The 12,242-nt window shown below is 65.6% G+C and carries 13 protein-coding genes; all 13 read right to left on the bottom strand.

Annotation, left to right across the window (positions count from 1 at the left end):
- Positions 1 to 101: 101 nt before the first annotated feature.
- The gene (locus LHP98_RS18030) at positions 102 to 1,643 is read right to left on the bottom strand and encodes a putative bifunctional diguanylate cyclase/phosphodiesterase (RefSeq protein WP_227253950.1); all 1,542 of its coding nucleotides are present in this window, start codon (positions 1,641 to 1,643) and stop codon (positions 102 to 104) included.
- A 90-nt stretch (positions 1,644 to 1,733) separates the two neighbouring features.
- Complete coding sequence (gene ttcA / locus LHP98_RS18025) at positions 1,734 to 2,606, bottom strand: tRNA 2-thiocytidine(32) synthetase TtcA (RefSeq protein ID WP_227253949.1); 873 nt, start codon at positions 2,604 to 2,606, stop codon at positions 1,734 to 1,736.
- Between the two features lie 32 nt (positions 2,607 to 2,638).
- Positions 2,639 to 3,952 carry a replication-associated recombination protein A gene (locus LHP98_RS18020; RefSeq protein ID WP_227253948.1) on the bottom strand — a complete coding sequence of 438 codons (1,314 nt, stop codon included), beginning with the start codon at positions 3,950 to 3,952 and terminating at the stop codon, positions 2,639 to 2,641.
- Between the two features lie 30 nt (positions 3,953 to 3,982).
- Complete coding sequence (locus LHP98_RS18015) at positions 3,983 to 5,374, bottom strand: trypsin-like peptidase domain-containing protein (RefSeq protein WP_227253947.1); 1,392 nt, start codon at positions 5,372 to 5,374, stop codon at positions 3,983 to 3,985.
- 149 nt (positions 5,375 to 5,523) lie between these two features.
- The gene (locus tag LHP98_RS18010) at positions 5,524 to 6,111 is read right to left on the bottom strand and encodes an acyl-homoserine-lactone synthase (protein WP_227253946.1); all 588 of its coding nucleotides are present in this window, start codon (positions 6,109 to 6,111) and stop codon (positions 5,524 to 5,526) included.
- 54 nt (positions 6,112 to 6,165) lie between these two features.
- Entirely contained in the window at positions 6,166 to 6,777 is a 612-nt protein-coding gene (locus LHP98_RS18005; RefSeq protein WP_227253971.1) for an autoinducer binding domain-containing protein, read from the bottom strand.
- 169 nt (positions 6,778 to 6,946) lie between these two features.
- Positions 6,947 to 7,360 carry a 50S ribosomal protein L17 gene (rplQ, locus tag LHP98_RS18000; protein ID WP_227253945.1) on the bottom strand — a complete coding sequence of 138 codons (414 nt, stop codon included), beginning with the start codon at positions 7,358 to 7,360 and terminating at the stop codon, positions 6,947 to 6,949.
- 139 nt (positions 7,361 to 7,499) lie between these two features.
- Positions 7,500 to 8,516 (bottom strand): DNA-directed RNA polymerase subunit alpha, encoded by a 1,017-nt coding sequence (locus LHP98_RS17995; protein ID WP_227253944.1) that lies wholly within the window; start codon positions 8,514 to 8,516, stop codon positions 7,500 to 7,502.
- Between the two features lie 118 nt (positions 8,517 to 8,634).
- Complete coding sequence (gene rpsK / locus LHP98_RS17990; RefSeq protein ID WP_227253943.1) at positions 8,635 to 9,033, bottom strand: 30S ribosomal protein S11; 399 nt, start codon at positions 9,031 to 9,033, stop codon at positions 8,635 to 8,637.
- A 15-nt stretch (positions 9,034 to 9,048) separates the two neighbouring features.
- Entirely contained in the window at positions 9,049 to 9,417 is a 369-nt protein-coding gene (gene rpsM, locus LHP98_RS17985; protein WP_227253942.1) for a 30S ribosomal protein S13, read from the bottom strand.
- Between the two features lie 185 nt (positions 9,418 to 9,602).
- The gene (locus LHP98_RS17980) at positions 9,603 to 10,256 is read right to left on the bottom strand and encodes an adenylate kinase (protein WP_227253941.1); all 654 of its coding nucleotides are present in this window, start codon (positions 10,254 to 10,256) and stop codon (positions 9,603 to 9,605) included.
- Positions 10,257 to 10,259: 3 nt separating this feature from the next.
- The gene (gene secY / locus LHP98_RS17975; protein WP_227253940.1) at positions 10,260 to 11,618 is read right to left on the bottom strand and encodes a preprotein translocase subunit SecY; all 1,359 of its coding nucleotides are present in this window, start codon (positions 11,616 to 11,618) and stop codon (positions 10,260 to 10,262) included.
- A gap of 107 nt (positions 11,619 to 11,725) precedes the next feature.
- Positions 11,726 to 12,193 carry a 50S ribosomal protein L15 gene (rplO, locus tag LHP98_RS17970; RefSeq protein ID WP_227253939.1) on the bottom strand — a complete coding sequence of 156 codons (468 nt, stop codon included), beginning with the start codon at positions 12,191 to 12,193 and terminating at the stop codon, positions 11,726 to 11,728.
- Positions 12,194 to 12,242: the final 49 nt, after the last annotated feature.

Raw genomic sequence — 12,242 nt, 5'->3', positions numbered from 1 at the left:
GGGAAAGGTCAAGCAGTTTCGGCCGTATCGACACGGGCGACAGGTCGCAGGCGCCCTTCCGCGCGGCGAAACCGCGCCTTGCCCAGGGTCCCGGCGTGACGTCAGCGGCCGCTCTTCATCCCGATCCGCGGCACGCGGTCCTGCCGGTTCATGTGCCGGCCGATCCAGGCTGTCGCTTCCTCCAGAGGCATCGGTCGCGCCAGGCCGAAGCCCTGGACGTGGCCACAGCCCAGTTGCGACAGCATCGCATGTTCGCCCGCGGTCTCGACCCCCTCGGCCAGGGTCTCCAGTCCCAGCCGTTCGGACAGCGAGACGATGGCCGAGATCATGCGCTGCTGTTCGCGATCCTGATCGACCCGGGTGACGAAGCTGCGGTCGATCTTCAGCCGGCGGACGGTGAAGCGGCGGATGGTCGAGATCGAGGCATGGCCGGTGCCGAAATCGTCGAGGTCGATGCCGCAACCCAGGGCGGCAAGCTGGGCGATGTTCGACACGATCATGTCATTGTCGGTCACGGCCACAACGGTTTCCAGGATCTCCACGGTCAACCGGTCGGGCTTGAGGTCGAAGCGGTCCAGTTCCCATTTGATCCGTTCGGGCAGGCGCGGATTGCGCAGTTCTGCGGCCGAGAAGTTGACCGAGACCGAGGGCACGCGCAGCCCGCCCTTGTCCCAGCCGACCAGGGCGGTAAGCGCGTGATACAGCATCACTTCGCCCAGCCGTTCGGTCAGGTCGCTGCCTTCGACGCTGGGCAGGAATTCCGAGGGCGCCAGACAGCCACGCTCGGGGTGGTGCCAACGCGCCAGCGCCTCGAAGCCGGAGATCTCACCCGTGTCGGTCGAGATCTGCGGCTGGAAGTGCGGCCGGATTTGCCCGCTGTCCAGCGCGGACTCAAGATCGTCGCGCAAGGCGTCGCGGGCTGCGCGGTGCTGTGCCATGTCGGCCGACCAGGCGCGGATACCACCAGGACCGTGGCGCATCGCTTCGTCTGCGGCGGTCTGTGCGGCGTCCAGCAGCGACCGTCCGGTCGGTTCGGGCGACCTACCACCGACGCAGAAGCCGACCGACACCGTCACGTAGATCTGGGTTCCGCCAAGCGAAATGGGGGCGGTGATCGCCTCTTGCAGGCGGGCGCTCATCTGCACCAGCATTTCCAGGTCAAGTCGGCGCACCGGGGCAAGGACCACGGCGAGCGGGCCGCCCTGCAGGTGGACCACCAGGTCGCCCATGCGCAGCGCGCCGCGGATGCGGTCGGAGGTGCGGGCCAGCACCTCGGCCTGGGCCGAGCGGCCGTGGCGGTCGAGCAGAGCATCGAGATCGTCGAACTGGATCACCAGGCAGGCGGTGTTGCGACCGGTTTCGGTGGAAAGCTGAAGGATGCGGTCCATCGCGGCAATCGCGCGACCGACGGCGGACCCGTCCTCTTCATCCCAGCGCGCGCCCTTGACGCTGGTCATCGACGGGCTGGTCGCCGCAAAAAGCAGTGGCAGTCCCAGCGCCAGGGCCAGCAGAACCCGTTCGCCACCCAACCAGAAACCGGCGAGCGTGATCGCCGGCAGAAAGATCAGGAACTCGGGGCGGCGGACCCAGGCCAGGTGCAGGGCAAGGCGCTTCGCTGCATCGTTGATCCCTGCCAAGGCCATCTGCACATTCCTTCCGCTGCCCGTCGTCGGTCGCGCTTCCGAAGACCACGATCGCAGGGCGAATAAAGGCCGAAAGGGTTGATGGCTTCGTTAATCCGGCAGGCGAAGTTGCCTTGCATTTTCATGATCCGTTCCGGGCCGACCCAGGGCCAGGCCGAGAAAATCGAAAATCCCGGGATCGGCCAGGTGCGAGGGGCGCACGTTCATCAGCGCCCGGAACATCACCTGCCGGCGGCCGGGGCTGCGACTTTCCCACTCATCGAGCAGCTTCTTCACCTGCGCCCGCTGCAGGCCCTCCTGGCTGCCGCACAGGTCGCAGGGGATGATCGGGTAATTCATGCCGCGGGCGAAGCGGTCACAATCAGCCTCGGGGACAAAGGCCAATGGTCGGCAAAGGAACAGATCGCCGTCCTCGTTCACCAGCTTGGGCGGCATGCTGGCCAGCCGCCCGCCGTGGAACAGGTTCATGAAGAAGGTTTCCAGAATGTCGTCGCGGTGGTGGCCCAACACGACGGTCGAGCAGCCTTCCTCGCGCGCGATGCGATACAGGTTGCCGCGGCGCAGGCGGGAACACAAGGAACACATGGTGCCCCCGGGCGCGATCTTCGAGGTCACCACCGAATAGGTATCCTGATATTCGATCCGGTGCGGCACGCCCATGCGGGTCAGGAATTCTGGCAGGACGGTCGCGGGAAATCCGGGCTGGCCCTGATCGAGGTTGCAGGCCAGCAGGTCCACCGGCAGCAGGCCGCGCCACTTCAACTCGGTCAGCACGGCCAGCAGGGTGTAGCTGTCCTTGCCCCCCGACAGGCAGACCAGCCAGCGGTCGCCGGGGCGCACCATGCCGTAGGTCTCGATGGCCTCGCGCACGGCCTGCACCAGCCGCTTGCGCAGCTTGCGGAACGCGGTCGACTTGGGGGCGCCGTGGAACAGTGGATGGATGTCGTCGGGTTCGTCCAGCATCGGCGCCCCTTAGGCCCGGATCGGGCGTTGCGTCAAGAACCGCCCTGCCGCTTGCCGCGGAGCTTGGCGAAATAGTCGATGCGCTTCTTCAGCTCGCGTTCAAAGCCGCGTTCGGGGGGCGTGTACAGCACCGGCCGGCGCATGCCTTCGGGAAAGTAGTCCTGTCCTGAAAAGCTGTCTTCGGCATCGTGGTCATAGGCATAGCCGGCGCCATAGCCGATGTCCTTCATCAGCCGCGTCGGCGCGTTCAGGATGTGGCGGGGCGGCATCTGGCTGCCGGTGTCGCGGGCCAGCGCGCGGGCGGCCTTGTAGGCCATGTAGCCGGCGTTCGACTTGGGCGCGAGGGCAAGGTAGATCACCGCCTGCGCCAGCGCCAACTCGCCCTCGGGACTGCCCAGCCGTTCGTAGGTCTGCCAGCCCTGCAGGCACACCTCCTGCGCCTGCAGGTCGGCCAGGCCGATGTCTTCCACTGCCATCCGGGTCAGCCGGCGGGCCAGGAAGCGCGGGTCTTCGCCGCCCTCAAGCATCCGCGCGAACCAGTACAGAGCGGCATCGGGGTCGCTGCCGCGGATGCTTTTGTGCAGGGCGGAGATCAGGTTGTAATGCTCATCCCCCGATTTGTCGTAGCGGGCGGCGCGGCGCATCAGGCGCTTGGCCAGCTCATCACGGTCCAGCGGATGATCCAGCCGCCAGGCCACCACCTGCTCGATCAGGTTCAGCAGCGCCCGGCCATCACCATCCGACATCTCAAGCATCGCCTCGCGCGCCTCGGCCTTGAGCGGCAGGGCGCGGTTCAGGTCCTTTTCGGCCCGCTGCGCCAGACGCTCCAGGTCAGCCAGACTCAGCCGTTCCAGGATGATGACCTGCGCGCGCGACAAGAGCGCCGCGTTCAACTCGAAGCTGGGGTTTTCGGTGGTGGCGCCGACCAGGAGGATCGTGCCGTCCTCCATATGCGGCAGGAATCCATCCTGCTGGGCCTTGTTGAACCGGTGGATTTCATCGACGAAGAGCAACGTCCCCTGGCCGTTCTGGCGGCGGAACTTCGCGGTTTCGAACACCTTCTTCAGGTCCTGCACGCCGGTGAAGATGGCGCTGATCTGCACGAAATGCAGGTCGGTCTCGGCCGCCAGCAGCCGCGCGATGGTTGTCTTGCCCACCCCGGGCGGCCCCCAGAGGATCAGCGACGACAGCGACCGCGCCGTCAGCATCGCCCCCAGCGGGCCTTCGGGCGACAGCACGGCCTCTTGCCCGATCACCTCGGACAGGGACCGCGGCCGCAGCCGGTCGGCCAGCGGGCGGGGGGCGTCGTGCTGGGGTGCTGCGGCGTTGTCGAAAAGATCGGCCATGGCGCCAATCTAGGCGCGGTGACGGGGAATCTAAAGCCGGAAGCGCAGGCGCAGCGGCTGGCCGGCGCGGATCAGGTCGATCTGCCAGCGGCGCGAGGCGACACTTGCGGCGGCAAGGGCTTCGTCGGGCGTCGAGACGGGCTGGCCGTTGATCGCGACCAGGATGTCGCCCGGCTGCAACCCCACCTCGCGCGCGATGTCCTGCGTTGCGATCAGCGCCACGCCCCGCGCATCCAGCGACAGGCCAAGTTCGGACATGACCGCCGGGTTGATCCGGGCCAGCGTCGCGCCGCGCAGGATCACGTCCTGCGTCACCTGCAGCGCCAGCCGGTCGGGGGTGTCGGGGGCGGCAGCCATGGCAACCTGCGCCACGGCCTCGGCCCCGTCGTGCAGATAGCGCACCTCTTGCGCGGTGCCGGCGCCCAGCACCGAAAGGCGGAACAGGAATTCCTGCGGGGTGTTGATTGCCGCCCCGCCCAGCGACAGCACCACATCGCCCTCGGCCAGCCCGGCGGCGGCAAAGGGGCTTTGCGGGTGCATCGCGGTGATCAGAACGCCCAACGGGCGGGCCATCCCCAGCGCCTCGGCCAGGGCGCCGTCAACCTCTTGCCCGGTGAGACCGGCCCAGGGGCGGGTGAACTGCGTCTCGCCGGCCTGGGCCTGGGCCACCACGGCGGCGACCAGATCGGACGGGATGGCAAAGCCGATGCCGTTCGAGCCGCCGTCACGGGTGACGATGGCGGTGTTGATGCCGACCAGCCGGCCGGCCATGTCGACCAGCGCCCCGCCGGAATTGCCGGGATTGATCGGCGCATCGGTCTGCACGAAATAGCCCGTCCCGTCGCCCACCTGCAGGGCCGACCGCGCCAGCCCCGAGACGATGCCCGAGCTGACGGTCTGCCCGACGCCGAAGGGGTTGCCGATGGCCAGCACCAGATCGCCCACCTGCAGCGCCTCGCTGTCGCCCAACTCCAGAGCGGGCAGCGGGGCCTCGGCGGCGACCTTCAGGATGGCAAGGTCGGCCTGCGGGTCGGCCAGCAGCAGGGTCGCGGCATATTCGCGGCGGTCGGCCAGCACGACGCGGATGTCAGTGGCGTCGGCGACCACATGGTAGTTCGACACCACGATGCCGTCGGCCGAGACGATCACACCCGAGCCCAGTGAATTCTGGATGCGCGGCTGGGTGGCGCCGAATTCTTCGAAGAACTGGTCAAAGAACGGATCGCCCGCAAAGGGGCTGACGCGGTCCTGCACCACCTGGCGGGCATAGATGTTCACCACGGCGGGCGCGGTCGCCTGCACCACCGGCGCGAAGGACAGCGCGATCTCGGCCTGGTTTGCGGGAACGGTGGTCTCGGCCGGCGCTGCCAGCGGCAGGCTTGCGGCCAGCGCCAGGATCGGCGCGCGAAAAAGTCGGATCATGCGGGCGGCTCCCGTGTGTCGTGCGGCCGCTACCTTGCGTCCGGGCCGGCGGGCTGACAACGGCTGCGTCGTCACAGGCCCGTGCATGGACAAGGGTGGGGTCCTCCCTCAGGGAAGACCCCTCTCGAACCCCACCTGACCACCCCTGGTCAATGCAGCTTGGACGCCATCGAAATCGAGACGCAGACGCAATCAAGGCCGTCAAAGCTCAGGATCGGCCCGGCCGGCTCGCAGTCCAGGCCAACCCGACGCCCCAGACGGCGCGAGACTTCGGGGATCAGACCCAGCACCGAGGTCGCCCCCAGGTTCCGGGCCGAGATCACCATTTCCTGCCGCAACTGCATTTGCACCCGCATCCGGTCGGCCGCCGGCACCAGTTCCGACACGAAGACGCGGCTCGATTCCCAGATGTGGTCGGCGACCGGGGCCTCGTCATACAGCAGGTTCGACGGGATGCTGCTGAGCAGACCCTTCTGCGCGTCGCGGATCATGTAGGAATAGATCCCGCAGCGGTGCGTCGTCGGGGTCAGCCGGATACCGGCCAGGATCTGGCCGTTCTTGTGCACGGCCACCCAGCGACTGGCCGGGGTGTCGTACTGGTCGAACTCCATGCCGTTGGCCTGCGGCAGGTCCCACTTGTTATGCTGGATAAAGGCCTTGTGCCGGGCCCGGAACATGTTGGCAAACAACTCGCCATGCTTGTGCAGGTTTTCGAAAGAAAGTGTCGTGACTTCCATTTTCAGAGTCTCCTTCTGGGGTGGTAAAACCGGTCAGAGGGAAACCGCACATGCTCAGAGCATACGATACTCTCGTGCCTTTCTAAGCGCTTCCGAGGTCGTTCGCGCTTCCAGTCTTATTCGAGCGGACTTCAGTCGTGCCTTGAAGGCGCTTTCGGAAATCCCCAGCTTTTCTGCGGCAGCAGTGTGACGGTCCCCATTGGCGATGCATTGCAGGGCTTCGATCTGTGCTTTCGACAGTTCCGAAGGCGGTTTGGCCGCGATATGGAGGCGCGCCGTGATGTCGGCCAGGCTTTCCATTTCGCCATCCGTGAATTCGCGGTCGGATCGGCAGACTCCCGCCATCGAGCGCGAAAAAATGGGGCCGTATGAGGAGACCGCGCCAAAACGCATTCCGTAGGCAGCGGCCTTTTTCAGCAAGTCGAATGGGTCAGGCAGCGGGATTTCGCTCCACCGCCGGGTTCCGGTGGAGCCTATTCCCCAGAACACAAGCGGGTCGCGAAGGTAATAAGAGTTCTCGTTGTAATATTTGACCCACGCGGACGGATACTGGTTGTGGTACACCAATGGGGTTGCGTATCGAATGTGAAGGCCGACCGCGTAGCCTTCGGGGGCAAGCCTGCTCAGTTCCTCGTACAACTCAGTCAACCTCTTCACCTGCGCCATCAACCTGGACACTCCTAGAGCAGGATTCGTTCAACCTTAACCACTTTTCTGCCGGCGGGCCAGCATTGGACGTCGGCAACGATACCATGACCTCGCGACACGACGGCCCAAGAAAAGCGAAAACCCGCCAAGAGGCGGGTTCCCGTGTCGCTGCGTCTTGGCCCGCGCGTCACTCGGCGTCGGCGGCCTCGGTGCGGGCAAGGTCGGCGGCGCCCTTGGCCGACGGGTCACGATCGACGAACTCGATGATCGCCATCGGGGCCATGTCGCCGTAGCGGAAGCCGGCCTTCAGCACGCGGACGTAGCCGCCCTGACGGTCCTTGTAGCGCGGGCCAAGGATGGCGAACAGGCGCTCGACATACTGGTCCTGCTTCAACTGGCTGGCGGCCTGACGGCGGGCGTGCAGATCGCCGCGCTTGGCCAGCGTGATCAGCTTTTCGATGATCGGCCGCAGTTCCTTGGCCTTGGGCAGGGTGGTCTTGATCTGCTCGTGCTCGATCAGGCTGCCGGCCATGTTGGCGAACAGCGCCTTGCGGTGTTCGTGGGTGCGGTTCAGTTTGCGGTAGCCGCTGGAGTGACGCATCGGAATCTCCTGGTCTGCGTGTTTTGCTTTGTCCGGCGGGGCCTACGATTGGCCCCGCTCACCTTGGGCTTTCGCCATGTGTTCCCCGGCAGTCCGGGCATTTGTCGCGCAGGATGGGCAATACTGCCCATCCTACCTGTCAGAATTGATCTTCGAAGCGCTTGGCCAGGTCTTCGATGTTCTCCGGCGGCCAGTCCTCGACGTCCATGCCCAGGTGCAGGCCCATGCCCGACAGCACTTCCTTGATCTCGTTCAAGGACTTGCGGCCGAAGTTCGGAGTCCGCAGCATCTCGGCCTCGGTCTTCTGGATCAGGTCGCCGATATAGACGATGTTGTCGTTCTTGAGGCAGTTGGCCGAACGCACGGAAAGCTCCAACTCGTCCACCTTCTTCAAGAGCAGCGGGTTGAATTCCAGCCCCGCGTCCACTTCGCCCGACTTCGCCGCCTCGGGCTCCTCGAAGTTGACGAAGATTCCCAGCTGGTCCTGCAGGATGCGCGCGGCATAGGCCACCGAATCTTCCGGCGTCAGGCTGCCGTCGGTTTCCACCTTCATCGTCAGCTTGTCATAGTCCAGCACCTGGCCTTCGCGGGTGGGCTGCACTTCGTAGCTGACCTTCTTGACCGGCGAATAGATCGCGTCGATCGGGATCAGGCCGATCGGTGCATCTTCCGGGCGGTTCTTGTCGGCCGAGACATAGCCCTTGCCGGTCGAAACCGTCAGTTCCATGAACACGTCCGCGCCCTCGTCAAGGTGGCAGATCACGTGGTCCTTGTTCAGCACCTCGATGCCGTTCGATTCCGAGATGGCGGCGGCAGTGACGACGCCCGGACCCTTTGCCGAGATCGACAGCCGTTTCGGCCCCTCGACGTCCATCTTCAGCGCCACACCCTTGAGGTTCAGCACGATGTCGGTGACGTCTTCCCGCACCCCGGCGACGCTGGAGAATTCATGCAGCACGTTGTCGATCTGCACGCTGGTGATCGCCGCGCCTTGCAGCGACGACAGCAGCACCCGACGCAGCGCGTTGCCCAGGGTCAGACCAAAGCCGCGCTCCAGCGGTTCGGCGATGACGGTGGCGACCCGGTTGGGGTCGGCGCCCGGCTTCACGACCAGCTGCGTCGGCTTGATCAGTTCCTGCCAATTCTTGTGGATCATGGACTGTCCTCCATTCCAGCCGCCGCCCCCATGGTCCGATGGGGCGGGGCGCCCGAGGGTCTTTCAAAACATGAACCGGGCCACGCAAGACGCATGGCCCGGCAGTATTTTCAGCGCGTCAGACGCGGCGGCGCTTCGGCGGACGGCAGCCGTTGTGCGCCAGCGGCGTCACGTCGCGGATCGAGGTGATCTGGAAGCCCACGGCGGCCAGCGCGCGCAGCGCCGATTCGCGGCCCGAACCCGGGCCCTGGACTTCGACTTCCAGCGTCTTCACGCCGTGTTCCTGCGCCTTGCGGCCAGCGTCCTCGGCGGCCATCTGGGCAGCGTAGGGCGTCGATTTGCGGCTGCCCTTGAAGCCCATGGTGCCAGCCGACGACCAGGCAATCGCATTGCCCTGGACGTCCGAGATCAGGATCTTGGTGTTGTTGAACGAGCTGTTCACATGCGCCACGCCAGTGGCGATGTTCTTGCGTTCCTTGCGCTTGGTGCGCGCGGCGGCTTTCGGATCACGTGCCATGCTCTTGCGCTCCTCTTATTTCTTCTTGCCGGCGATCGGCTTCGCCGGGCCCTTGCGGGTGCGGGCGTTGGTATGGGTGCGCTGGCCGCGGACCGGCAGGCCCTTGCGGTGGCGCAGGCCGCGGTAGCAGCCCAAGTCCATCAGCCGCTTGATGTTCATGCTGACTTCGCGGCGCAGGTCGCCCTCGACGGTGAAGTGCGCGTCGATGTACTCGCGAATCGCCAGGACCTCGGCATCGGTCAGCTGGTTCACCCGGCGGGCGGTGTCGATCTTGAGCGCCTCGCAGATCGTCGCGGCATTCGCCGGGCCGATGCCGGTGATGTACTGAAGCGCGATCGGAACCCGCTTCTGGGTGGGGATGTTGACGCCAGCGATACGTGCCAAGGCGCTTTTCCTTTCGTTGCGGTTCCGTCGTGCCGGAACCTTTTTTCACAACTGCGCCCCGGGCTTTCGGTCCGGGACAACGATCTTCCCATCAAACGGGGAAACCACGCGGCGGGCGATTCCGCAGCGGGACGCCGTGCCATATGGGCTTTTGCCGCCCCCGTCAAGGGCGCGGGGCGGGGTATTCACACCTTGTCAAGAACTTTCGTGATGGCTGCGGCGACGGCGTCCACTTCCGCCAGGCCATCGACTGACCGCAGTTGACCCTTGGCATAGTAATAGCCGATCAGGGGCGAGGTCTTCTTGTAGTATTCCATCAGCCGGGTCTTCAGCGCCTCTTCGGTGTCGTCGGCCCGGCGCTTCATTTCGGTGGACCCGCAGACGTCGCAGGTGCCCGCAACCTTGGTCGGCCGGGTCTCGTCATGGTAGACCGCGCCGCATTGGCCGCAGGTGTAGCGGCCGGTGATCCGCCGCACCAGCACCGCGTCGTCAACCTGCATCTCGATCACCGCGTCCAGCGTCCGGCCAAGGCGCGCCATCAGCGCGCCCAGGGCATCGGCCTGCTTCAGCGTGCGCGGGAAACCGTCGAAGATGACCCCGCCCGAGGTGCCCTGCCCCAGCTTTTCCTCGATCAGGCCGATGACGACCTCATCGGTGACCAGCTCGCCCCGGTCCATGATCGCGGCGACGCGCTTGCCCATGTCGCTGCCCGAGGCCATCGCCTCGCGCAACATGTCGCCGGTGGAAAGCTGAACCATGCCGCGCGTCTCTTCCAGACGCTTGGCCTGCGTGCCCTTGCCCGCACCCGGGGGGCCCAGAAGGATGATGTTCTTCGCCATGGTCTATCGACGCGCCGGAGCCTTGGGCGCCGTGCGCCGCTTGCCGCGCAGCTGGCTTTTCTCGATCAGCGCCTCGTACTGGTGGGCCAGCAGGTGCGACTGGACCTGGTTGATCGTGTCCATGGTGACCGAGACCACGATCAGCACCGAGGTGCCGCCGAAGTAGAACGGAACACCGATCTTCGAGATCAGCACTTCGGGCAGCAGACAGACCGCCGCAAGGTAGGCCGAACCCAGGACCAGCACGCGGTTGACCACGTATTCCAGGTATTCCTCGGTCTTCTTGCCGGGCCGGATGCCGGGGATGAAGCCGCCCTGGGTCTTCAGGTTCTCGGCCACGTCGTCGATCTTGAAGCTGACGTTCGAGGTATAGAAGTAGCTGAAGAACACGATCAGCGCCGCCAGGAAGACCAGGTGCAGCGGCTGGCCATAGCCCAGGTAGGCGCTGATGAACGACAGCACCGGGTTGGTGTTCTGCCCCGAGAAGGTGCTGACCGTGGTCGGCAAGAGCAGGATCGACGAGGCGAAGATCGCCGGAATCACGCCCGCCGGGTTGACCTTGATCGGCAGGTGCGATGAGCCGCCGTCATAGACCTTCATCCCCACCTGGCGGCGCGGATACTGGATGTGGATCTTGCGCAGGGCGCGCTCCATGAACACCACGAAGGTGATGACGGCGATCACCATGGCGATGATGCCCAGGATCACCGGCGTGGACAGCGCGCCCGACCGGCCCTGCGCCAGGAATTGCGCGATGGCAGCGGGAATCTCGGCCACGATGCCGACGAAGATGATCAGCGAGATGCCGTTGCCGATGCCGCGGCTGGTGATCTGCTCGCCCAGCCACATCAGGAACATGGTGCCACCGACCAGGGTGATCACGCAGGACAGGGTGAAGAAGATGCCCGGGGTGTGGGCCAGACCACCGCCCTGGATCGACATGGCGATCCCGTAGGCCTGGAACAGCGCCAGCGCCACCGTGCCGTAGCGGGTGTACTGGTTCAGTTTCTTGCGGCCCTGCTCGCCTTCCTTTTTCAGGTGCTGCCAGGGCTGATACATCGTGGACAACAGCTGCACGATGATCGAGGCGCTGATGTAGGGCATGATGCCCAGGGCGAAGATGCCCATCCGGCTGATCGCACCGCCGGTGAACATGTTCAGCATCCCGCCGATGCCCTGCCCGGCCTTCGTCATGAACTCACGCAGGGCGTCGCCGTCGATGCCGGGCACCGGGATATAGGTGCCCAGGCGATAGACGATGAGAAGGCCGATGGTGAAGAAGATGCGGCTCCGAAGATCGGTCGCCTTGCCAAGCGCGCCCCAGGAAAGGTTTGCGGCCATCTGTTCTGCGGCGGATGCCATAGGGTGCCCTTTTGCATGGACAACGCCGCCGGGACCGTTTTCCCGGTCCGGCGGCGCGCTGGAAAACTGGTGATGATGTAAGCGACGATGACGCCGCTCACAACCTCTTATTCAGCGGCAGTCGCAACCGTGATCGAGCCGCCGGCAGCTTTCACCGCCTCGATGGCCGAGGCAGAGGCGCCGGTGACCACCAGCTTGACGGCGGTCTTGATCTCGCCCTTGGCCAGCACGCGGATGCCGTCGCGCTTGGTCGAGGTCAGGCCGGCCGCGACCAGCGCGTCCTCGGTGATCTCGGCTTTCGCGTCCAGCTTGCCGGCGGCGATGAACTTCTCGATCAGGCCGAGGTTCACCACCGAGAATTCCTTGCGGTTCGGCTTCGAGAATCCGCGCTTCGGCAGGCGGCGATAGAGCGGCATCTGGCCGCCTTCGTAGCCACCCAGCGCCACGCCCGAGCGCGAGCTCTGGCCCTTGATGCCGCGGCCGGCGGTCTTGCCCTTGCCCGAACCCGGGCCGCGCGCCACGCGCTTTTTCTTGCGGGTGGCGCCTGCGTTGTCGGAAAGCTCGTTCAGTTTCATGTCGCATCTCCTTGGCCGGAATAGCCCCGCCTGCGACGGATGGGGCCAA

It is taken from the genome of Rhodobacter sp. Har01 (genome assembly GCF_020564565.1).
Taxonomy (GTDB): domain Bacteria; phylum Pseudomonadota; class Alphaproteobacteria; order Rhodobacterales; family Rhodobacteraceae; genus Pseudogemmobacter.
The sequence above is the reverse complement of the archived record's forward strand: the minus strand, read 5'-3'. Positions and strand labels throughout refer to the sequence as shown.